General features: G+C 49.4%; 21 protein-coding genes. 15 read left to right on the top strand and 6 right to left on the bottom strand.

Going from position 1 to position 20673, the window contains the following annotated elements:
* Window positions 1-3: 3 nt before the first annotated feature.
* From XYCOK13_RS09575 to XYCOK13_RS09565, 3 genes are all read right to left on the bottom strand, one after another.
* Window positions 4-183: a class II lanthipeptide, LchA2/BrtA2 family gene (locus XYCOK13_RS09575; protein ID WP_213411920.1), complete on the bottom strand. Its 180-nt coding sequence runs from the start codon at window positions 181-183 to the stop codon at window positions 4-6.
* 213 nt (window positions 184-396) lie between these two features.
* The gene (locus XYCOK13_RS09570; protein WP_213411919.1) at window positions 397-1020 is read right to left on the bottom strand and encodes a helix-turn-helix transcriptional regulator; all 624 of its coding nucleotides are present in this window, start codon (window positions 1018-1020) and stop codon (window positions 397-399) included.
* A gap of 17 nt (window positions 1021-1037) precedes the next feature.
* The gene (locus XYCOK13_RS09565; RefSeq protein ID WP_244865098.1) at window positions 1038-2450 is read right to left on the bottom strand and encodes a S8 family peptidase; all 1413 of its coding nucleotides are present in this window, start codon (window positions 2448-2450) and stop codon (window positions 1038-1040) included.
* Window positions 2451-2749: 299 nt separating this feature from the next.
* Between XYCOK13_RS09565 and XYCOK13_RS09560 the strand changes: the two genes are divergently transcribed.
* The 4 genes from XYCOK13_RS09560 (at window position 2750) to XYCOK13_RS09545 (ending at window position 8103) form a co-directional block, all read left to right on the top strand.
* Complete coding sequence (locus XYCOK13_RS09560; RefSeq protein ID WP_213411918.1) at window positions 2750-3508, top strand: IclR family transcriptional regulator; 759 nt, start codon at window positions 2750-2752, stop codon at window positions 3506-3508.
* A gap of 123 nt (window positions 3509-3631) precedes the next feature.
* Window positions 3632-4513: a fumarylacetoacetate hydrolase family protein gene (locus XYCOK13_RS09555; RefSeq protein ID WP_213411917.1), complete on the top strand. Its 882-nt coding sequence runs from the start codon at window positions 3632-3634 to the stop codon at window positions 4511-4513.
* A gap of 101 nt (window positions 4514-4614) precedes the next feature.
* Window positions 4615-6078 carry an alpha-ketoglutaric semialdehyde dehydrogenase GucD gene (gene gucD / locus XYCOK13_RS09550; RefSeq protein ID WP_213411916.1) on the top strand — a complete coding sequence of 488 codons (1464 nt, stop codon included), beginning with the start codon at window positions 4615-4617 and terminating at the stop codon, window positions 6076-6078.
* 27 nt (window positions 6079-6105) lie between these two features.
* On the top strand, window positions 6106-8103 hold the full coding sequence (locus XYCOK13_RS09545; protein ID WP_213411915.1) for a YjhG/YagF family D-xylonate dehydratase: 1998 nt from the start codon (window positions 6106-6108) through the stop codon (window positions 8101-8103).
* A 270-nt stretch (window positions 8104-8373) separates the two neighbouring features.
* Here XYCOK13_RS09545 and XYCOK13_RS09540 read toward each other — a convergent pair whose 3' ends face one another.
* Together XYCOK13_RS09540 and XYCOK13_RS09535 are read right to left on the bottom strand one after the other, a co-directional pair.
* Window positions 8374-8853 carry a DinB family protein gene (locus XYCOK13_RS09540; protein WP_213411914.1) on the bottom strand — a complete coding sequence of 160 codons (480 nt, stop codon included), beginning with the start codon at window positions 8851-8853 and terminating at the stop codon, window positions 8374-8376.
* Window positions 8854-9062: 209 nt separating this feature from the next.
* Window positions 9063-9704 carry a universal stress protein gene (locus XYCOK13_RS09535; protein ID WP_213411913.1) on the bottom strand — a complete coding sequence of 214 codons (642 nt, stop codon included), beginning with the start codon at window positions 9702-9704 and terminating at the stop codon, window positions 9063-9065.
* 185 nt (window positions 9705-9889) lie between these two features.
* On the opposite strand from XYCOK13_RS09535, the gene XYCOK13_RS09530 reads away from it, so the two are divergent.
* The 10 genes from XYCOK13_RS09530 to XYCOK13_RS09485 all read left to right on the top strand — a co-directional run bounded on the left by XYCOK13_RS09530 (window position 9890) and on the right by XYCOK13_RS09485 (window position 18585).
* The gene (locus tag XYCOK13_RS09530; RefSeq protein ID WP_213411912.1) at window positions 9890-12283 is read left to right on the top strand and encodes a Na+/H+ antiporter subunit A; all 2394 of its coding nucleotides are present in this window, start codon (window positions 9890-9892) and stop codon (window positions 12281-12283) included.
* Window positions 12280-12702, top strand: a complete 423-nt coding sequence (locus XYCOK13_RS09525) for a Na(+)/H(+) antiporter subunit B (protein ID WP_213411911.1) — start codon at window positions 12280-12282, stop codon at window positions 12700-12702. Before XYCOK13_RS09530 ends, XYCOK13_RS09525 begins: the two co-directional genes overlap by 4 nt.
* Before the next feature lies 1 nt (window position 12703).
* A complete protein-coding gene (locus XYCOK13_RS09520) occupies window positions 12704-13042 on the top strand; it encodes a Na(+)/H(+) antiporter subunit C (RefSeq protein WP_213411910.1) in 339 nt (112 codons plus the stop codon).
* Window positions 13035-14516 carry a Na+/H+ antiporter subunit D gene (locus XYCOK13_RS09515; protein ID WP_213411909.1) on the top strand — a complete coding sequence of 494 codons (1482 nt, stop codon included), beginning with the start codon at window positions 13035-13037 and terminating at the stop codon, window positions 14514-14516. The genes XYCOK13_RS09520 and XYCOK13_RS09515 overlap by 8 nt, the downstream gene beginning before the upstream one ends.
* A gap of 19 nt (window positions 14517-14535) precedes the next feature.
* Complete coding sequence (locus XYCOK13_RS09510; RefSeq protein ID WP_213411908.1) at window positions 14536-15012, top strand: Na+/H+ antiporter subunit E; 477 nt, start codon at window positions 14536-14538, stop codon at window positions 15010-15012.
* Window positions 15012-15296 carry a Na(+)/H(+) antiporter subunit F1 gene (locus XYCOK13_RS09505; protein WP_213411907.1) on the top strand — a complete coding sequence of 95 codons (285 nt, stop codon included), beginning with the start codon at window positions 15012-15014 and terminating at the stop codon, window positions 15294-15296. The genes XYCOK13_RS09510 and XYCOK13_RS09505 overlap by 1 nt, the downstream gene beginning before the upstream one ends.
* Window positions 15274-15651, top strand: a complete 378-nt coding sequence (mnhG, locus tag XYCOK13_RS09500) for a monovalent cation/H(+) antiporter subunit G (RefSeq protein ID WP_373314369.1) — start codon at window positions 15274-15276, stop codon at window positions 15649-15651. Before XYCOK13_RS09505 ends, mnhG begins: the two co-directional genes overlap by 23 nt.
* Before the next feature lie 220 nt (window positions 15652-15871).
* Window positions 15872-16960 carry a sporulation integral membrane protein YtvI gene (ytvI, locus tag XYCOK13_RS09495; protein ID WP_244865097.1) on the top strand — a complete coding sequence of 363 codons (1089 nt, stop codon included), beginning with the start codon at window positions 15872-15874 and terminating at the stop codon, window positions 16958-16960.
* Window positions 16961-17229: 269 nt separating this feature from the next.
* Window positions 17230-18045: an AraC family transcriptional regulator gene (locus XYCOK13_RS09490; RefSeq protein ID WP_244865103.1), complete on the top strand. Its 816-nt coding sequence runs from the start codon at window positions 17230-17232 to the stop codon at window positions 18043-18045.
* Window positions 18046-18174: 129 nt separating this feature from the next.
* The gene (locus XYCOK13_RS09485) at window positions 18175-18585 is read left to right on the top strand and encodes a VOC family protein (RefSeq protein WP_213411904.1); all 411 of its coding nucleotides are present in this window, start codon (window positions 18175-18177) and stop codon (window positions 18583-18585) included.
* Window positions 18586-18753: 168 nt separating this feature from the next.
* On the opposite strand, the gene XYCOK13_RS09480 is transcribed toward XYCOK13_RS09485, so the two are convergent.
* Window positions 18754-19698 carry a helix-turn-helix transcriptional regulator gene (locus XYCOK13_RS09480; RefSeq protein WP_213411903.1) on the bottom strand — a complete coding sequence of 315 codons (945 nt, stop codon included), beginning with the start codon at window positions 19696-19698 and terminating at the stop codon, window positions 18754-18756.
* 115 nt (window positions 19699-19813) lie between these two features.
* Between XYCOK13_RS09480 and XYCOK13_RS09475 the strand changes: the two genes are divergently transcribed.
* Complete coding sequence (locus XYCOK13_RS09475; RefSeq protein ID WP_213411902.1) at window positions 19814-20554, top strand: alpha/beta fold hydrolase; 741 nt, start codon at window positions 19814-19816, stop codon at window positions 20552-20554.
* Window positions 20555-20673 lie beyond the last annotated feature (119 nt).

Raw genomic sequence — 20673 nt, 5'->3', positions numbered from 1 at the left:
ACATTAGCATCTCGAAGAACACGCAGTCGTCGGGCAAGAATTGCTGGAATCCTGGATCGTATAAATGATTACCGGCGGCGTAATGGCGCAAGGCCACGAGCTGCGCTGCTCGACTTCCCCGGCGCCTGCCAGTTCCATCAATTCTGCTTCATTGACTTCACCGATCATTTCCAAAGCCTTCATGAGTTTCACCTCCTTTCATCAAGCAGGTCAACCCGGTCCATTGTTGTTCTCTTTGTTTTATCTTAATGGACTCCCCCATGACCGCCTATCCGGGAAGTCCACATACTTCCCTTGCGGATTTCCACATACTAGCGCGGCACGTCAAAAAAAGCCTGAAGACAAGGACCGTTCAGGTCTCTTGTTTCAGGCTTACGGTCAGGCTTGCAGTCAGGCTTATGGCGCCGTGCTTTGAATATATTTGCAAACGGCCTCCACTCGATTGCGAGCACCGAGCTTGCGATAGATTTTATTCAAATGCGTCTCCACTGTGCGCACGCTAAGATGCATCATCCGGGCGATTTCCGTATTCGTGCGCCCTGCCGCGACTTGCTCCAGTACCTGCTGCTCGTTTTCGGTCAACATGGAGGAGGGACTGCGTAAGGATTGGCTGACCTCCACCTGCTTGGCCATATGGACAGGCATGACGGAAAATCCGCAAAGTTCGCCTTCGAGCGCAAGCATCAATTGCTTCGGATTGGAGTGAAAGGGCAGGTAACTGACAATGTGACATTTCCACAACTCGTCTACCCTCAAATCTTTGTCTTTGTCATATAAAACAATAATATGATCAACGACCCGACTGCTTTTCCATTCTGCCAGCTTCTGTGCGTGAGCATAGGCGATCGTGTCTTCCAGAAGCAGGATGTCTGGCCTCAGCCGTTCAACGGCACACGGCTCCAACCCGTTGCTGAGCGTTACTCTCTCGATGAATTCGAACTGTTCAATGATATGCTTCAGGCCAAATACAATAGACGCATAGCTCATGATGATTTTGACGACTTTTTTGTGTCCCCTCATCATTCGCGTCTACCTCTCTAACGGCTAACGGCTTGATACACGTTCAAGTGGCCGTTGCCGAAATACGCCTTGTCCCGGCCCTTCGAACGGTCAACGCCATATTGGAACAGATGGCGCTCCGCAACACCCGGATTTTTCTGATACCCGTATTTGCCTATAATTAGCGCCAGTGCGCCCGAAACTTTCGGCGTAGCGGCGGAAGTGCCTGACGAGAAGAAATAAGCGCCGTTCGGGGCCGTGCTGAGAATCAACTCCTTCTGATACCAGCCTTCCGCCAGCCACCGTTCCATTCCATATTGCTCCAGATACCGGGTATCCCCGCCTGGCGCTGCTATATCGATCAATCCATTCCCGTAGTTCGAGAAGGAAGACAGTTGGCCGGTTGGTCCTACCGAACTTACGGTGACTACCCCCGGCAGCGCAGCTGGCACGTCATAGACATTGCCGGTGAAGCGAACGCCGTCTTCCGCCAGCTTGGCTTGCATCCACGCGCGAAACTGTTTCCTGTCGCGTTCGTTGATGCCGTCGTTGCCTACAGCGGCCACAATGACAGAACCAGCCCTTCGCGCATAGTTAATCGCTCTGCGATACCCTTCGATCTCGACCAAGTCTTGATTGCCTTTGCCATCCGCGCTAAAGGTCTTGCCTTTAATTAGATAGCTGCCCAAACTCAGATTGATCACATCCACATTATCCTTGGCAGCTTCGACGATCGCTTTCAGCACCCACACCGTCTCGGCAGATGTGGAACCGAATACGCGGTAGGCGCGAATGCCGGTATTCGGCGCAACCCCCTTCATCAATCCGTTCGCGGCAACTTGTCCGGCCGTGTGGGTGCCGTGCCCGGTCAAATCCGCAAGCCTGTCCGCTGCACCTGTCTCATTGGGCTCTGTCCCCCTGAACCCGCCTGCCGGAACCAGATTTTTCGAGCCTTGGCGAACGTTGGCGGCCAAATCTGGATGGTTGATCGCAAGCCCCGAATCCACGATGCCGACCACAACATGTGGAGATCCCGCATACACTTGGTAGCTGCTTCCCTGGTTCGTCAATTCGTGCATGTCCCACTGCAGCTCCCAAAGCTCCGGCAGGTCGACGCTTCGCGGTGCCGTCATCGGCGAAAAAGACGGCTCCACAGCTCGTACTGATCTGTTGTAATTTTCAACAGACGTGGATTGTCCCAGTAGCCGAATTTGGTCAGCCGTCCCCCGCAATTGATAAATATCGATTTCCCTAATCTCGTAAACCAATTCCAGACCTCGTTGCTGTACTTGTCTTATAAAATTATCGTAGGTTACGTGTCTGCTCTTCAAAACAGTATAATACCCAAATTGCGATTCTGGGGATTCCGCAGACACATTGACAGAAGCGAATACCATCAACATGACAACAAATCCTATAGTCCACCGTACAAACAACTTCTTCTTCCTCACGAACCATCCTCTCCCTTCTTCGTGATTTGCTTCTGATTGGTTTTGTGCAGTTAAGCACTTAAGCCGCGCCACCCCCCTTTACCTTCCGCTTCGCCTCTCTTCTTGTCATTTGACAAAGATTATAGCACTCTCTCACATTATACCAATTTTTGCGACCATATCAAACTTGCAATCTATTTAGGATAGACTGCTCGAAAGGGAAAGACATTGCGTTACTTCTTGCGTAAACAAACCCGTGTTTGGTACAATTATATAGAACCAAGTTCTATAATATAAAACACAGGATGGAATGGAACGAAATGCCGATCATTCAAGCCGTAGACCGCGCGCTGAGAATCCTCGATCTGTTCAATGAACAGACAAAGGAACTGAAGATTTCCGAAATTAGCGCCCAGATGCAATTACATAAGAGCACGGTGCATTCTTTGCTGAAGACCCTCCAGTTGCATGGATACATGGAACAAAACCCCGCTACGGGCCAGTACCGGCTCGGGATCAAGCTGGTAGAGCGAGGACAGCTGCTTCTGCAAGGGTTCGATATACGCGCCCTGGCCCGGCCGTTCCTGCAGCAATTGTCTGACGAAACTGGGCAGACCACTCATTTGGTCATCATGGAAGGGGCGCACGGCGTATACATTGATAAGGTGGAAGGAACAAGGGCGCCGATCCGCTACTCCCGGGTCGGGCGAAGAATCCCGCTTCACAGCAGCGCCTGCGGAAAGATCCTGGCCGCCTTCCTGCCCGCCGAGAAATTGCACAGGCTGTTGGAAAGCTATGATTTCAGTCCGCATACCTCTCACACCATTCGATCTCGCGAGAAGTTTCTGCAAGCCTTAGAGCTGGTTTGTCAAGAAGGAATCGCCTTTGACCGCGAAGAGAATGAACCGGGTGTGCGCTGCGCTGCGGCGCCAATCCTGGATCATACCGGAGAGGTCATTGCCGCAATCAGCATCTCTACCACTGTCTCGCATGTGGATGAAACCGAGCTGCTACAGCTTGGGCATCGACTGCGTCAAGTTTCCGAACGCATCTCCCGGCAGCTCGGACATACGTTCTAGACATACATGCAAGTGTAATGTTCTATATTACATTGCGTTCAATTGTGCGGTCATTGCCGCACTATCATTTTCGCTACATAGTAGAACAATGTTTTATATTATAAAACAAAAGGAGAGATTGGGTTGCGCATTATTCGCTATCTACAAGATTCATCCGCCGTGACAGCCGCCGTGACCGATGACGATCAAGTATTTCCTTTGCAGGACTCTAGCTTTATGGAGCTTGTCTATCGCGCGCGCGAAGAGAACAGCTCCCCGCTTGACCGGGTGCGACGCCAAGTGGCGAATGCCCGGCCTTTGGACGCCAAGTGGATCCATCTGCCTTTGCTCGTTCCAATAGAAGCGCCGGAGGTATGGGCTGCAGGGGTGACCTATCAGCGCAGCCGCGAAGCGAGAAATTATGAAGCCACGGAAGGAAAACTTGACGCCGCCACGTTCTACGACAAGGTTTATGTTGCGGAGCGGCCCGAGCTATTCCTCAAATCCACACAGGCACGGACCGTCGGTCCGAAGGCAGAAGTATGCCTGCGCAGCGATTCGAATTGGCAGGTGCCTGAGCCGGAGCTTGGCCTGGTGCTAGACCGTGACGGTTCAATCTTGGGGTACACCATCGGCAACGATATGAGCTGCCGGGATATTGAAGGCGAGAATCCGCTCTACTTGCCGCAAGCGAAGATATGGCGCCAATCGTGCTCCATCGGGCCCGCCATACGCCTGGCTGAGACCGTAGCGAATCCTTATGACTTCGAGCTAACCTGCCGTATCTATCGTCAAGGAGAGCTTGCGGTGACTGAATCAGCCAATACCGGACTTCTGAAACGAAAGCTGGAAGAATTGGTTTCCTTCCTGTGCAGAGACAACATCTTGTTCGCTGGCACCGTTCTGCTCACCGGGACTTGCATCGTGCCGCCCAATCAGTTCACGTTGAAATCCGGAGACCGCATTGAGATTTCAATCAGCCAAATCGGGACATTGATCAACACCGTTGCGCCAGCCAGCCCATAACACTCTCGCGCCTCTCTCGGATATGACGCAAGCTTGCGCCAACTTGTTATGTTATCCAGATTTACTGGAAATTCCATTACGAAAGGAAGCAGAGTATTGACATGAATATGCATGAAACGATCACCGTAAACAATTACGTGAATGGCGCCTGGACGGCCCCATCAAGCGAGGAGAAGTCTAAGAGCATCAATCCTGCCAATATGCAGGAAATTGTCGGACTTGTGCCGGACTCGACCCTAGAGGACCTGGACCGTGCCGTCGCCGCAGCCGAAGCGGCAAGAACCGTCTGGCGCAAGCTGCCCGGTGCGGAACGCGGTTCTCTCCTTTACAAGGCAGCCGATCTGTTGGAGCAGCGTGCGGACGACATTGGGGTAACCATGACCCGCGAAATGGGCAAGACGCTGCCGGAAGCGAAGGGCGAGACACTGAGAGGCGTGGCGATCTTGCGTTATTATGCCGGGGAAGGCATGCGCAAGATCGGGGATGTCATTCCCTCCACGGACGCGGATGCGTTCATGTACACCACACGTTCTCCGCTTGGGGTGGTAGGCGTCATATCCCCGTGGAACTTCCCGGTAGCGATCCCGATATGGAAGATCGCCCCGGCCTTGATTTATGGCAATGCGGTTGTCTGGAAGCCAGCCACGGAAACAGCAGTGACCGCCGCGAAGGTCATGGCATGCTTCCATGACGCGGGCTTCCCTGCGGGCGTTCTCAACATGGTTGTGGGCAGCGGAAGCGTAATCGGCCACGGCATTGCTTCGCATCCCGGCATTCACGGCGTGACCTTCACGGGTTCCAATGCTGTGGGCAAGCACGTCGGACAGGCGGCATTGTCACGGGGAGCGAAATATCAACTGGAGATGGGCGGCAAAAACCCGATTATCGTCGCAGCCGATGCCGACCTGGATCTGGCGGTTGATGCAGCGATCAGCGGCGGCTTGAAGTCCACCGGACAGAAGTGCACGGCAACAAGCCGCGTAATTGTAGTGAAGGACATATATGAGTCGTTCAAAGCCAGGCTAGTCGAGAAAGTAGCCGCACTGAAAGTCGGCGACGGGCTTGACCCTTCTACCTGGATGGGACCATGTGCGAATGAAAGCCAGATGATGCAGGTTCTCGATTATGTAAAGAAAGGGATTGAAGAAGGGGCCGAACTGTTGGTCGGCGGTCAACGTGTGGAGGAGAAAGGACGAACGAATGGTTTCTACGTCTCCCCGGCAGTGTTCGACAAAGTGACCGCGACGATGACCATCGCCCGGGAGGAAATCTTCGGGCCGGTGCTGGCGCTGATCGAAGTGGACAGCTTCGAGGAGGCCATACAGGTCGCCAACGATTCCGAATACGGATTGAGCGCATCCATCTATACGAAGAACATCGGCCATATCCTGCAATTCGTCCAGGATATGGAGGCAGGGCTTGTCCGCGTGAACGCGGAAACTGCGGGTGTAGAGCTGCAAGCGCCATTCGGGGGCATGAAGCAGTCCAGCTCCCACTCCCGCGAGCAAGGCCAAGCCGCCATCGAATTCTTCACCTCTATCAAGACCGTATTCATTAAGCCATAGAGCGAACGCTAAAGGGGGCGAACCCGCATGAAGTCAAGTTTAGAACAGATCATGGGCCGGCATGAGGAAGACGTCTACCAGATCACCACCAAAGCGCCAGGACCGGAGGGGAAGCTTCCCCTCACATCCGAGATGCTACTGGATTCCCCCAGCGGCCATCTCTTCGGCTGGACGCAAAATGTTGGCATGGGCTGGAGCCCTTCCAAGCTGCTCGGCAAGCAAGTGCTCATTCTAGGCACGCAGGGCGGCATTCGCAGGCCGGATGGCGCGCCGGTTGCCCTCGGTTATCATACCGGCCACTGGGAGGTCGGGCTCCTGATGCAGGAAGCCGCCGAAGAGATCTCGCGGGCAGGCAACATTCCCTTCGCAGGCTTCGTCAGCGACCCGTGTGACGGACGCTCGCAGGGCACTTCCGGCATGTTCGACTCGCTGCCGTACCGGAATGACGCCGCCATGGTCATGCGCCGCCTGATCCGTTCGCTGCCTACCTGCTCAGCCGTGCTGGGAGTGGCCACCTGCGACAAGGGATTGCCCGCGATGATGATCGCGCTGGCGAGCATGCACTCGCTGCCGGTCGTCGTCGTGCCGGGCGGAGTAACGCTGCCGCCAATTCAGGGAGAAGATGCCGGCAAGGTTCAGACGATCGGCTCCCGTTATGCGCACGGCGAACTGTCGCTAGAGGAAGCGGCCGATTTGGGCTGCCGCGCCTGCGCCACACCCGGCGGCGGCTGCCAGTTCCTTGGCACGGCAGGCACAGCACAAGTCGTGGCCGAGGCGCTGGGTCTGACGGTGCCGCACGCGGCTCTCGCTCCGTCTGGCCAGCCGGTTTGGCTGGAGATGGCGCGGCAATCGGCGCGGGCTGCGCAGCATATGGCTGCCGAGGGGCTGATCGCTGCGCACATCTTGACGGATGAAGCGATTGAGAATGCGATGGCGGTCCATGCGGCATTCGGCGGCTCTACGAATTTGCTTCTTCACATCCCGGCGATCGCGCACGCCAGCAAGCGGAGAATGCCGGATGTGTCCGACTGGACGCGCATCAACCGCGAGGTGCCCAGGCTCGTCAGCGTATTGCCGAATGGGCCAATCCCGCATCCTACTGTCCGACTCTTCCTTGCCGGCGGGGTGCCGGAGGTCATGCTGCATATGCGGCGCCTGGGCGTCCTTCACGAACAGGCGATTACTGTCACGGGACAGACTGTAGGTGAAGTACTGGATTGGTGGAGCGACTCCGAGCGCCGCCACCGCATGCGGACCTACTTGAAAGAAGTGGAGGGCATCGACCCGGATACCGTCATCTATTCTGCGAAATCCGCCAAGCAAGCCGGGCTGGCCTCAACGCTCACCTTCCCGACCGGCAACATCGCGCCGGAAGGTTCCGTCATCAAATCGACCGCGATCGACCCATCCATGCTCGATGAACACGGGGTCTACCATCATGTCGGACGAGTCAAAGTGTTCACCGCGGAACGGGATGCGATCCGGGCGATCAAGTCCGGCGGCATTGCCGCAGGCGATGTGCTGGCCCTGATCGGCAGAGGGCCGCTTGGAACAGGAATGGAGGAGACATATCAACTCACCTCCGCACTGAAGCACCTCCCGTTCGGCAAGGAGGTCTCCTTGATCACGGATGCCAGATTCTCCGGCGTATCGACTGGCGCTTGCTTGGGCCATATCGGCCCAGAGGCATTGGACGGCGGGCCACTCGGCAAGCTCCGCGACGGGGACTGGATCGAGATCCGGATTGACACCAGACGGCTCCAAGGCTCGCTGAATATGGTGGGGAGCGGCGAGCAGCCGGGATCACCCGGAGAAGGACAAGCGGTGCTCGACTGCCGCGATCCGCACCCCGGGCTAAGCGCTGACCCCGAATTGCCGGACGATACCCGCTTATGGGCGGCCCTGCAGGCGGCAAGCGGCGGCACCTGGAGCGGCTGTGTGTACGATGTAGACCGGATAATTGAAACACTGGAGGCCGGAATACAAGCGCTCCAACGAAAGCAATCCGCAACCGGGCGTCAATGAGAGAAGAGTGGCGAGATATCGTCGCAAACATCCGGCAGCCGGCCTGATCATCAACGCGGTTTGATTAGAGTCTACATTGATGAATTCTATATGATATTTCGTATACATGGAGCTATTTCTCCTTAAATACGCGAAGTCAAATTCGCTGGAGGCTTTTTGGATGCTTGCAAGTTGGCGAACTTTACGACGGTTCAAGAATTTTAGAGCAAGATGAAGATAAAGAAAAACCGCCCCATAAGGGACGGTTTCATAAACTCGAACTCGAAAGAATCAGATTACCGATAAAATTTGATTCTTATGGTGAATGTCATGCTCAATAAATTCGTAGATGATGTAGAGCAATGAGTAGGGAGTGCCTGTATGTGGACAATTTTCCACACCGTTTGCCGTCACATTTTTAGTGGCGACATCTGGCTCTGTTAGCATTATCTCAATCAACTGAATACGGGTTTGCTTGAATTCGTCGAGCAAACCTTTTTTGGAAATGCCCGAACGAGCATATTCATAAGCTTTTTGATTGAACGAATCGAAATCGGGAAAGACCATTCCTTCGCCATTTTTAATTGCTGGGATAATGGTATTGATAAGGTAATTATCCCAATTTTTAAGATGTGAAATAATCTCCGCCACTGTTGCTTTTCCTTCAGCGATTGGAGTTAACCAAATGTTATCGTCCAAATCACTTAATGTGTCCGTCCATTCTATAAATTCTTTATATCGATGAATCGTTTCCTTGCCTAAACTTATCATATCGGGACCTCCAGGTTATTAAGCCAAAATGGGAACCTACGTTCCTATTTTATTCTATAATATCCCCGAAAGCAAGAGATGTTAATACTTTTAGTTAAAAGCAACAATATTTCCGAAAACAGCGATAAAAAAAAAAAAGACTGCCGACAGAAAATTGTCGACAGTCTAGACCGCCTCAACGGGTCGGTCGATTGCCATGTTCAAGATATCTATTCAAGATCAGTGACATAATCCTCTTTAACATGCACTTCGATCATCTGGTTATCTTTCATAAACTTAAAGATCCCGTTATTGAAATCCGTGCCAATCTCCTTGAAGAAAATCCCTTCGTGTACATCCTGCGGCGTATGAACGAAAGTTAGCTTATATCCTTTTGAATCCTTGATCAAATATGCCCGAATTCCTTTTTCATAAAACCCATCCTGATTTTTCAGTTCCCTGGAAACCGAAACAATATGCAAGTCAATGAAAGGAATCTCATGCAGCAAGACATTGATGAATGATCCCTTCGTAATTTCTCTCCAGCGGCTCTGCGCGGTCTGACCCAGAACGATTTGCGTAATATGCTTCTGCTTGACCACTTCGCCAATCACTTTGGCAATAGGGCGCTTCTCGTTGTATTTCACGATGAATTCCTCTGCGCCATGCTCCTTCGCCAGTTCCTCCCACTTGGAAATATAGTGGCTTTTCTCTATGTCCAACTCATCCTCCGGCAGCGGATCCACAGTTAAAATATACAGAGGGCAGTCTAGCATCTGGGCCATTTTACAGCCTCTTCTTATCAATCGTTCACCATTGGGACCATAGTACACGCATACCAGTATACTTTCGTCCATTCTTTGATGTTTCATTTCAACAATTCACCTCATCAAAAATAAGCAGAGAAAGCTCTCCTTAATCAATATATAGGGTACATGGTAAACAGTCGACTGTCAAATTCCACATTTAACGCCTCTTTGTGAATTTATCCTTCGAATAGTGTATAATATATTAGTGCCGGAATACTGAAATAAAAAAACATTAGGGGGAGCCAAGATTGTCATTATTGCATTTCATGATCCTGACACCATTTGTATTCGCAGTTTTTGTACCATTGTTCAGAACATATATGCGGAACATACATACAGGGTGGTTTGTATTAGCTGTACCGCTCATTTTATTTTCTTATTTTGCAAGTCATCTGTCTACAAATTTAGGCTTTGCCCCCGTTACATATTCCATTCCTTGGATTGAAAAACTCGATATCCACTTTACCGTTTATCTTGACGGTTTAAGTTTACTGCTTTCCTTAATTATTACGGCTATCGGTGCATTGGTCATATTCTATTCTATTTATTATATGTCGAAAGAACGCGAATCGCTCCACAACTTCTACATCTATCTACTTATGTTCATGGGCGCGATGCTGGGGGTTGTCTTGTCAGACAACCTTATGGTTCTTTATTTGTTCTGGGAATTGACAAGTGTCGCTTCCTTCTTGCTGATCGCGTACTGGTTTCAACGGCAAAAGCCGCGGTACGGCGCACAAAAATCCATGTTGATCACGATCACCGGCGGATTTTTCATGCTTTTGGGTTTTCTCCTCGTCTATGCGATGACCGGAACGTTCAGCCTTCGTGAAATTATTGCAGATACAAGTCTGATTACGGAACATGCCTTGTTCGTGCCTGCCATGCTCCTGATTCTGTTCGGCGCATTCACCAAATCGGCTCAATTTCCATTTCACATCTGGCTTCCCGACGCAATGGAAGCTCCTACGCCTATCAGCGCCTACCTTCACTCGGCAACGATGGTGAAGGCCGGAGTTTACCTGGTGGCACGATTCACCCCGGTATTCGGAGGTACAACGGAATGGTTTTGGATTATTGCGTCCTTCGGCATCGTCACCTTGTTCTGGGGTTCTTTTATGGCCATCCGTCAATCTGACCTTAAGGCATTGCTGGCTTATTCAACGATAAGTCAGCTGGGCTTGATCATGTCCTTGCTTGGGATTGGTTCCATGGCGCTTCACCCGGATCAAGCTGCCAATTCCATGCTCTTGGCAGGCGCTACGCTCGCGGCAGTGTTCCATCTGTTCAACCATTCCATGTTTAAGGGATGCTTATTCATGGTTATTGGGATCTTGGACCACGAAACCGGGACTCGCGACATTCGCCGCTTGGGGGGACTGATGAGCTTAATGCCGGTTTCATTCACGCTTACGGTCATTGGTGGCCTCTCGATGGCTGGCCTTCCTCCTTTCAGCGGTTTTCTCAGCAAGGAGATGTTTTTCACCGGCGTATTAAGCGCCTATCGGAGCATGGACGGTTGGGTTGTACTGGTGCCTGTATTGGCATGGGTCGCAAGCATCCTGACATTTGTTTATAGCATGATCCTGATTTTCAGAACCTTTACCGGTCCCTTTAAGCAGGAGCAATTGGATAAGACTCCGCATGAGGCCCCGTTTGGCATGCTGTTGTCGCCATTGATTCTGGCTTCCATCGTGGTTATAACGTTCTTTTTTCCTAATTTGTTGTCGTACACCATTCTGGAGCCTGCCATGCATGCTATTTTGCCGAGTCTGCTCCAGGGCGAAGAAGTGTTCACCGTTAAAATCAAACCATGGCATGGATGGAATACAGAATTGTTCATGACATTGGGGGTTGTTGCCATTGGCGCGCTCCTGTATATATACCGTCGCTACTGGTCCGGCATTTACGAGTGGCTGACACCGAAATTCTCGCTGAACCACTTGTATGATCGAGGATTAGTCGGCATGGAGAATATGTCTGCCCGGATTACCAGGCTGCATATGACAGGCTATTTACGCGATTACTTGGCATATGTCTTTGCCTTCTTGATCTTCGTTGTCGGCGGATCACTCATTATGCAAAATGCCTTGAGATTGGATATCTCTTCCGGCGCTGTGATCAGTATCTACGAATATGTACTTGGCATTTCCATCGCCGGCACCGCATTGTTTGTCGTCTTTTCCAACTCGAGACTCATTTCCATTATTACCGTAGGAGCGATCGGGTATATTGTTTCTCTGTTTTTCGTCATATTCAGGGCGCCTGACCTGGCTTTGACACAGTTGGTTGTCGAAACCATGACAACTGCCATATTCCTGCTTTGCTTTTATTTCCTGCCGAAATTAAAGAAAGAAATTACACGCATCCGGTTTCGGTTGAGCAATTTTATCATTTCGCTTGGCGTTGGGGTTACATTAACGTTGATCGGATTATCTGTGCAAAATTACAGACTGTTCGAACCCATTTCTTCCTACTTTGAAGAATCCTATACTTTGGCAGGAGCAAAAAACATGGTCAATGCGATATTGGTTGATTTCCGCGCGTTTGACACCATGCTCGAAATTGTAGTTCTGTTCATTGCCGGCGCAGGTGTATTTACGCTCATTAAACTACGTCAGAGCAGGAGGAATGCGGAATGAAATTTACCGATATCATCTTACAGACTACAACCAAAGTATTGGTCTTCATTATTCTGACGTATTCCGTCTATATCCTATTTGCGGGCCATCATAACCCGGGCGGGGGCTTTATCGGCGGATTAATTACAGCTTCATCCCTTGTCCTGCTATACATGGCATTTGATGTGCAAACCGTGCGCAAGATTGTGCCTTTTGATTTCAAGCGAGTTGGGGCGATCGGTGTCATTATAGCGCTATTGACCGGCACCAGCGCTCTCTTGTTCGGAGCTCCGTTCTTATTCCAGACCTTCTCTTATGTTGACCTGCCGGTGTTTGGCACGAGGGAATTGGCAACGGCGGTTTTGTTCGATCTGGGCGTTTATTTCGCGGTCATCGGCACAGCCATAACGATTATACTGAGCATAAGCGAGGATCGTTGATATGGAAACATTCATGACTATTATCGCGGGAATCTTATTCACTGTCGGCACCTACCTTGCTCTCAGCAAAAGCTTGCTTAGAATCATTCTGGGAACAGCGATTTTTGCCCATGCTACCCATTTAATGCTGCTGACTATTGCCGGTTTAAAACAGGGAGCCGCCCCCTTGCTCGGCGAACAATCCGGCACCTATACCGATCCCCTGCCGCAAGCACTGATACTGACTTCGATCGTAATCAGCTTTGCGCTTACTGCATACTTCTTAGTTTTGGGATACCGCGCTTATATTGAATTGGGGACAGACGATATGGATAAATTAAGGGGGGAAGAGCATGAATAATCTAGTTGTATTTCCTATCCTTCTCCCTGTATTAAGCGGCATGATTATGTTCTTGTTCCGGGATAACATTCGCTTGCAAAAGTGGATTTCGATCATCGGCTTGTCAGGGGCGCTCGTTACTTCCTTGTTCCTGGTGAATGCCAATATGAACGACGGCATTCAGGTTCTTCAAGTTGGCGGATGGGAAGCGCCCTTCGGGATTTCATTGGTCGCTGACATGCTGGCGAGCTTGCTCGTATCGACATCTTCCATTGTCAGTTTGGCTTGTCTAATCTACGCCTTTCACTCAACAGACAAACAGCGTGAGAGACACTATACCTATCCTTTAATCATGCTGCTTGTTTGTGGAGTGAACGGTTCCTTTCTGACAGGCGATTTATTTAATCTGTTCGTGTTCTTCGAGGTGATGCTGATCGCATCCTATGTATTGCTGAGCCTCGGCGGCAGTAAAACACAGTTGCGCGAATCGATTAAATATGTAGCCATCAACATTATCTCATCCATGCTGTTTATTGTGGCCATAGCCTATCTTTACGGTGTCGTTGGAACGTTGAATATGGCCCACCTCTCCGAACGAGTCGCGGAGATTGGACAAGATGGCATGATCACCACAATCAGCTTAATGTTTCTGCTCGTTTTTGGCCTAAAGGCAGCGCTGTTCCTGTACTTCTGGCTCCCAGGTTCCTACAGCTCCCCGCCTGCAGCTGTATCGGCCATCTTTGCCGCATTGCTGACCAAGGTCGGGATTTATACGATCCTCCGGATGTTTACGCTCGTATTTTATCACCACACTGCAGTCACGCATAATCTGATGATTTGGCTGGCTGGGCTCACTATGCTCTTCGGCGCTTTCGGCGCTGTGTCGCAATGGAATGTAAGGAAGATTCTCGCTTATAACGTCATTATTGCAGTAGGCTTCATCGTCGTCGGAATTGGTCTGAATAATGCCGCCGCTTTAACGGGAACTCTGTTTTATCTTGTTCACGATATGATCGCCAAAGCCTTGATATTTATACTGGGCGGGGCCATGATCAGTATTGCCGGTACGCATAAATTGCGTGAAATAAGCGGCTTAATCAGCCATCACCCGCTGCTTGGATGGTTGTTTTTCCTCTCTGCCTTGGCGTTGGCAGGCGTTCCGCCGTTCAGCGGATTTGTAGGAAAATTGATGATTCTTCAAGGCGGTGTTGAGAAGGAGTTTTATGCAATTGTTAGTATCAGTTTAGTAACCAGCTTGCTCGTCCTATATTCTGTCATGAAGATATTTATTCATGGTTTCTGGGGAGAAACCATTCTCAGTGAGGATGAAGAAAAATCAACGGGGAAAGGGATACTGATCCCTGGATCAATCTTGGCGGCATTTATCATTGCGCTCGGTCTTGGCGCAGATTGGGCGCTCATCTACATTGATCAAGCCGTTGAAGTGTTAATGAATCCATCCCTTTATATTGAAGCAGTGTATTCTAAGTCATGATTGGAGGAAGTGATGCAGGATGGCTATACAAATTTTACTAAATCTGATAATCGCTTTACTCTGGATGCTCTTGCATGATGTGTGGGATTCCCTAACGTTCGCAATCGGATACTTGCTCGGTATGTTGTTTATATTTACGCTTCGCAGATTTTTCCCTGGACCGTTCTACGGCAAAAAAGTGATCTCCATCATAAAGTTGTTCTATTTGTTTAATGTGGAGCTAATTAAATCGAGCGCGGTCGTGATCGCTCAAATTACGCGTCCCCGAATTAACATAAAGCCCGGCGTTTTCAGAATGGAAACCAAGTTAAGAGGACAATGGGAAATTACTATTTTATGCTGCTTGCTCACTTTAACTCCGGGATCTGTTGTTCTGGAGGTAGCACCCGAAGACGGAGTCCTGTATCTCCATGGCATGGATGTTGCAGAAATCGAGGATATGATCATTCAAACTAAAACCGTCTTTGAAGAGGCAATTATAGAGGTGATGAATTGATGTTCGAATGGCTATTGTTATTTTGTATGTTTTTATTGTCCGTATCCATTGTTGTTGCTGTATTCCGCTTAATTAAAGGCCCTTCCATGTCGGACCGTGTCTTATCCTTGGACTCTATAGGCTATAACATTATTGGCATCGTTACCGTACTGACTGTGATGATGAAAACACAGGCTTTTCTTGAAATCATCCTGCTGATTGGCATCATAGCCTTTCTGGGTACGATTGCATTATCAAAGTTTGTAGAGCGAGGTGTAGTGATTGAATACAACCGTGATGAGTGAAGTCATTGCCGGCATTCTCATAATTTCAGGCACTATACTAAGTTTGCTAAGCTCTCTTGGTTTACTGCGCCTGCCTGATGTATATACAAGATCCCATGCCGGAACCAAAAGTGTTACGCTCGGCTTATTATGCATTTTAATGGGCGCATTTTTATATTTCCTCATAAAAGACGGGTTCGTTAGTATCAGGCTGCTGCTAGGCATTGTGTTCGTATTTTTAACGGCCCCGGTCGCAGGTCATTTAATAGCGCGATCGGCATACCGGTCCGGCGTCAAGCTTGCGGATATTAGTGTAAAAGACGAGTTGAGGGACGACAAGCTAAAATTAGAACAGCAAAAAACTTCCGACTCCTAGGAAACTCGCACATGATTCAAAGGGTATATTGGGGCAACCAACCATCGGTCTTCATGGCGATGGTTGTTTTTCCTTGGTTTGTATCAGGCAAAAGTGGGCAACTCTAATGAAGACGGGAAATCATCGTATTCCCGTTTACATTCTTTCATCTAGACATTAAGATAAAAATAGAGAGGCGGCACGATCCACAATCTCCTCTCGTCTTTAGCATATACAAGGTATGTGGAAGGCAGGTTATCACTTGATAAATAAAATTCTTCTTAGACGGATAATAATCGTACTGGCTTTATTGGTTATATGCGTTTTTGCTTACATTTATTTCTCCAAAATCTTGCCAATATTGCTCGCTCTCCTGACTGCCATGATGTTTGAACCCCTTGTCAGATGGCTGCAACGACGGATGAAAACAGAGAAAAGACTTCTCCCTGTCACGATCGTCTTCACAACTTTCTTTGCAATTTGTTCGGCTACTCTGTATTTAACCTTAACCAGAGTCTTGAAATCAATCTATGAATTGGCGTTAAAAATACCGCATTATGCCGTAGAAATGCAACAGTTTATTGATAACCTCATCGTGAGTTTCAACAAATTCATCGATGAAATTCCACAAGGGCATCTCATTATCATGGAGTTAGAGAACCAGTCTAAGGGGTTGACGACAACTGCGGTTCAGATGACGTCCCAACTGATTAACTGGCTCGGCATGTGGCTGCAATCCATCCCTAATATGTTATTTGTTACGCTGATATATTTCATTACCTTCTTTCTAATCAGTCTGGATTTGCCCAGGCTGCTAAACGTATTTTTCAATTTTTTTGAAGCAGAGACATCCGGCAAGCTGCGCTTCGTCTTTCAACGAATGGGCAAGGTATTCCTCGGATATTGGAAAGCCCAATTCATTCTTAGTATAGGCGTCCTGCTTATTACCTATATCAGCCTCCTGTTTATATCACCGAAGGCCGCTCTATTGATGTCCATTATTATTTGGGTAGTCGATATCATTCCCCTCTATGTAGGCCCTGCACTCGTGCTGGTCCCTTGGGCGCTGCTGGAGATCATAATGGGAAATACGCATACAGGCATTCAGCTTCTCATTCTTGCCACCGTTCTGCTCATTCTTCGTCGTGTGATCGAGCCGAAGGTGCTTGGCGATTCTATCGGCCTTGCCGCTCTGCCGACGGTGTTATCGATGTACTTCGGCTTCGTATTCTTTGGAGTAACAGGCTTGATCTTAGGGCCATTTGTTTACATTGCCATTCGTTCGGCCAAGGAATCCGGACTGTTTCATTTGAACTTTATGAAGAAATGAGAGCATACGGGAATCATTTCGGGCAACTTAACAAGTCCCCTCTATGGCAAGATACCATACACATAAACATAGAGGGAGGGTTTTATATCAGGGGCGCCTTGGAAAAGGCGTCCTTTGTCAAAGCGCCGTCGCGCACACGGACGAATACGGCTGCCGTGGTCTGGTAGCATGGGCTAGGACCCAAAGGAGATCACGCCTACATTAAAAAATCCGTTGATGCCATGATGTTCGTTCAGCTGAAATCTGTCTCGTAAAGGAGATGTTTGGGCATGATCATGCACACTTGCAAATCCACCGGGGTATTATCAGCATTCGTGGATTATTTTTGGTACATGGAAAGCCAAAACACTTCATATCAAAATGAGCTTTCATTACCGGACGGTTCTGTTGATCTCATTATTGATTTAACTGCGGATAAAGTCCTCATGGCAACTGCATCGAACGAGACATTGCGGCTCAACCATGTATTTGTCTGCGGGCCTCATTCGAGACATTTCGTCATCTGCAATTCGCTTGAAACGAGAGTGATTGGCATCCATTTCAAACCCGGTGGCGCTTATCCGTTTCTCGGCTGTCCACTGGATCAATTACATAATGTCATGCAATCGATGGATGCGATCTGGGGGCATTCAGCCGGAGAATTACGCGAGGAGCTGCTTGAATTGTCATCTGTCGGGCAAATGTTTCACGTGCTAAGCGACCGATTGTTGCAATTGGCGGTTAAGCCGCTTGATAGCCATCCGGCAGTTCACTATGCGATTGAACAATTAGATAAAATAAACGTACAGACGGACCAAGTTGGAAATATTGTTGGCCGAATTGGCATCAGCCACAGACGGTTTATCGAGCTGTTCCAGAGGGAAACCGGCTATACACCGAAACGCTACAGCCGCATCCGGCGATTTCAAGAGGTGCTCAGGAAACTGAATGAACGTCAGAACACGATACAATGGTCAGATATCGCTTTCGACTGCGGGTATTTCGATCAGTCCCACTTTATTAAGGATTTTCGCGCTTTTTCCGGATTGAACCCGTCTGATTATGAGGCGATTCCCGGGAGGCATTACAACCATGTGCCGTTATGAAGAATAGGGGTCAATTATTTACAATACGGTGAACTGTGTTAGTTATAAAATAAGTTTCGAACAAGCACGAAACAAAGCAACAGCTTATCACTTAACGCTTTTACGCCTTATCGCGAGGAGGACATTAGGATGGGAAATGAATGGACCCCGGCAAGATATTCTTCCGTTGTTCCGACACTGCGTGCGGACAACGCCAGTCGATTATTGGACTTTTTGCAAGCCGTTTTCGATGCGGAAGTTCTTCACTGTGCGACAGATAATACTGGAAAGATTACGCATGCCGAAGTGCTTATCGGCCATGGAATTATCGAAGTGTCGGATGCTAATGAGGCGTGGCCGGCCAATGAAACTTCATTGCATGTTTTTGTTCAGAATGCGGATGAGTGCTACAGACGTGCATTAGAAGCTGGAGCGGTTTCTCTATATGAACCGGCTGACATGCCGTATGGAGAAAGATGCGGCGGTATCCAAGATCCATTCGGAAACAGTTGGTTTATTGCAACATTTCAACGTGGTGAAGGGAAGGGCTATTACGATTGATGACGTGCGGACGAATTAGGACCCTCAACCTGTTCGTATCCGGAAATCGGAAACCACTCGGAACAGATTCGTTCCCATAGCTTTTCCAAATCACACGGCGGCTCCGGGAAAATAGCTATCGCGGATTGAAGTGTCTTGCCTTGCATTCCTTGCACCAATTTGTCAGCATTAAAGGGCATAAAGCAACCGCATAGACTCGATTTTTTGATGCATGTATGCCTTGGCCTCGGCAGGCCCCACAATTTTGACTTCATCTCCCCACTGCCATAACAAGTCCACGTAGAACTTCATGTCCTGCACCGCTATACCCATTGTCAGTGTCCCGCTGCCATCCTTGTTGTGCTGTATGAATGAACGAAAACGAGGGTTGGATTCCAGCAGCCACACCCCTTTCTTCGTCAGCTCCAGTTCGATTATAGTCTGTTCCAGACCTTCCTTATTAGGTTTATCCAATAAAGTCTTCTGACTGATTTCCGCCCGGCAAGGAATGGTTCCGTTGAGCTCGGCGGAGAGGATCCGATCGGCTCTGAACTGCCTCATGTCCTCTCTAGTGAAGCAATATGCGGGACAATACCAATAACCGGAACTGGCATAAAGACCGATCGGCTGAATGTTCCGCTCCGAGACTCCGCTGCTAGATTTATACTCGATGGTGACCACACTGCGGACCATTATCGAATGCAGGAGAGTTTGAAGAACCTCCGCAGACATGAATCGATACGGGCTCCAGAACATGATCCTGTTTTTTAGCCGGTCAATCTGTTCTCTTACATCGGCAGGCAAGTAATGATAAAACTTGTGAAGCGCTGCGTCCGCTCCCTCGCCAAAAGGCAAAGAGCCGAAATAATCCATCGTCTGACATGCAAAAAACATTGCCACTGCTTCATGTTCGGTGAAGCTGATTGGTGGCAGCAGCCTTTCTTGCAGCAGCTTGTATCCTCCCCCCCTTCCCTGAACGGAATAAACCGGAACGCCGAGTTCGCTCAGCTCTTGCAGATCCCTTGTAATCGTACGTGTGGACAGGCCAAATTCATCGGCCAACTCTTTAACAGTGAAGGATCGTTTGGCGTTGATCCTCATAATCATTTGGATGAGACGCTGTGATTTTTGCATTGGCCCACCTCATGCTTTTATTTTTTTCATATTACCGTATAAATAAGACATATTCTGTCTTGTTTTCGTGCTACCATTATCTTATAAGTAAGCTGAAAAGACAACGACAGGGGGCATGATCGGTGTGCTAAAGCATTCCCAAGAAAAAATAGGCTTTGTTTTCGTCCATGGGGCAGGCTTGGAAGGCCTCGTTTGGAGTAAAGTGGTGGAGGATTTCGAACATCCGTGTTTACTTGTTGAGTTTCCTTTGAGGAAGAGCTCTCTAGAGTCAAGGAGCAGTCTTTCTTTGGAGGATTATGTGGCACATATGAAAAGACAAGTGGATGAATGGGGGACACGCAAAATTGTCATTGTCGCGCATTCAATTGGTGGCGTGCTTGCTCAAAGCCTGGCATCCGGACTGACGGATCGGCTGGCTGGCATTGTGGCTGTAGGGGCGGCAATCCCGAAGAATGGCGGTTCATTCGTATCCGTTTTACCGCTTCCCCAGAAGCTTATCATGTCTGTTATCCTGCGAATGTTGGGCACGAAACCGCCAGAGTCGGTCATCCGCAAGGGGTTATGCAGCGATCTCTCGCCGGATCAAGCTACGGAGATCGTGAAAGGATTCATTCCCGAGGCGGTGCGTTTGTATACGGATCGAATCAACGTGCCTGTTCCGGATGTACCAAGGCTATATGTGAAGCTAACCAACGATAAAGAATTCAGTCCTTCTTTACAAGATAAAATGATTTCAAACTTTTCCCCGCAATCCGTCCAAAGCTTGGAAACCGGACATTTGCCGATGATAAGCAACCCGGAAGGCTTGAGATCGATACTGGAACATTTCTTATCGGAAGAACTGCGGCAACCTTAAATGATCGCGTAGAAAATATAACTTGCCGTGGTCGGAAAGCGGCCCTCAAGCAGCTCAATACCGATCTGCTGCAAGCGACTGCCGCGCTCAATCGTTCAAGGGCAGCGGCAAGGCAAGCT

Source organism: Xylanibacillus composti (assembly GCF_018403685.1).
GTDB classification, from domain to species: domain Bacteria; phylum Bacillota; class Bacilli; order Paenibacillales; family K13; genus Xylanibacillus; species Xylanibacillus composti.
Note: the sequence above shows the minus strand (reverse complement) of the source record. Positions and strands in the feature narration are given on the sequence as shown.

Excerpts from the sequence above, each read along its gene's own strand:
- XYCOK13_RS09575 (WP_213411920.1), bottom strand. The coding sequence starts at position 183 with ATGAAGGCTTTGGAAATGATCGGTGAAGTCAATGAAGCAGAATTGATG.
- XYCOK13_RS09570 (WP_213411919.1), bottom strand. The coding sequence starts at position 1,020 with ATGAGGGGACACAAAAAAGTCGTCAAAATCATCATGAGCTATGCGTCT.
- XYCOK13_RS09560 (WP_213411918.1), top strand. The coding sequence starts at position 2,750 with ATGCCGATCATTCAAGCCGTAGACCGCGCGCTGAGAATCCTCGATCTG.
- gucD (WP_213411916.1), top strand. The coding sequence starts at position 4,615 with ATGAATATGCATGAAACGATCACCGTAAACAATTACGTGAATGGCGCC.
- XYCOK13_RS09545 (WP_213411915.1), top strand. The coding sequence starts at position 6,106 with ATGAAGTCAAGTTTAGAACAGATCATGGGCCGGCATGAGGAAGACGTC.
- XYCOK13_RS09540 (WP_213411914.1), bottom strand. The coding sequence starts at position 8,853 with ATGATAAGTTTAGGCAAGGAAACGATTCATCGATATAAAGAATTTATA.
- XYCOK13_RS09535 (WP_213411913.1), bottom strand. The coding sequence starts at position 9,704 with ATGAAACATCAAAGAATGGACGAAAGTATACTGGTATGCGTGTACTAT.
- XYCOK13_RS09525 (WP_213411911.1), top strand. The coding sequence starts at position 12,280 with ATGAAATTTACCGATATCATCTTACAGACTACAACCAAAGTATTGGTC.
- XYCOK13_RS09520 (WP_213411910.1), top strand. The coding sequence starts at position 12,704 with ATGGAAACATTCATGACTATTATCGCGGGAATCTTATTCACTGTCGGC.
- XYCOK13_RS09515 (WP_213411909.1), top strand. The coding sequence starts at position 13,035 with ATGAATAATCTAGTTGTATTTCCTATCCTTCTCCCTGTATTAAGCGGC.
- XYCOK13_RS09510 (WP_213411908.1), top strand. The coding sequence starts at position 14,536 with ATGGCTATACAAATTTTACTAAATCTGATAATCGCTTTACTCTGGATG.
- XYCOK13_RS09505 (WP_213411907.1), top strand. The coding sequence starts at position 15,012 with ATGTTCGAATGGCTATTGTTATTTTGTATGTTTTTATTGTCCGTATCC.
- ytvI (WP_244865097.1), top strand. The coding sequence starts at position 15,872 with ATGTGGAAGGCAGGTTATCACTTGATAAATAAAATTCTTCTTAGACGG.
- XYCOK13_RS09490 (WP_244865103.1), top strand. The coding sequence starts at position 17,230 with ATGATCATGCACACTTGCAAATCCACCGGGGTATTATCAGCATTCGTG.
- XYCOK13_RS09485 (WP_213411904.1), top strand. The coding sequence starts at position 18,175 with ATGGGAAATGAATGGACCCCGGCAAGATATTCTTCCGTTGTTCCGACA.
- XYCOK13_RS09480 (WP_213411903.1), bottom strand. The coding sequence starts at position 19,698 with ATGCAAAAATCACAGCGTCTCATCCAAATGATTATGAGGATCAACGCC.
- XYCOK13_RS09475 (WP_213411902.1), top strand. The coding sequence starts at position 19,814 with ATGATCGGTGTGCTAAAGCATTCCCAAGAAAAAATAGGCTTTGTTTTC.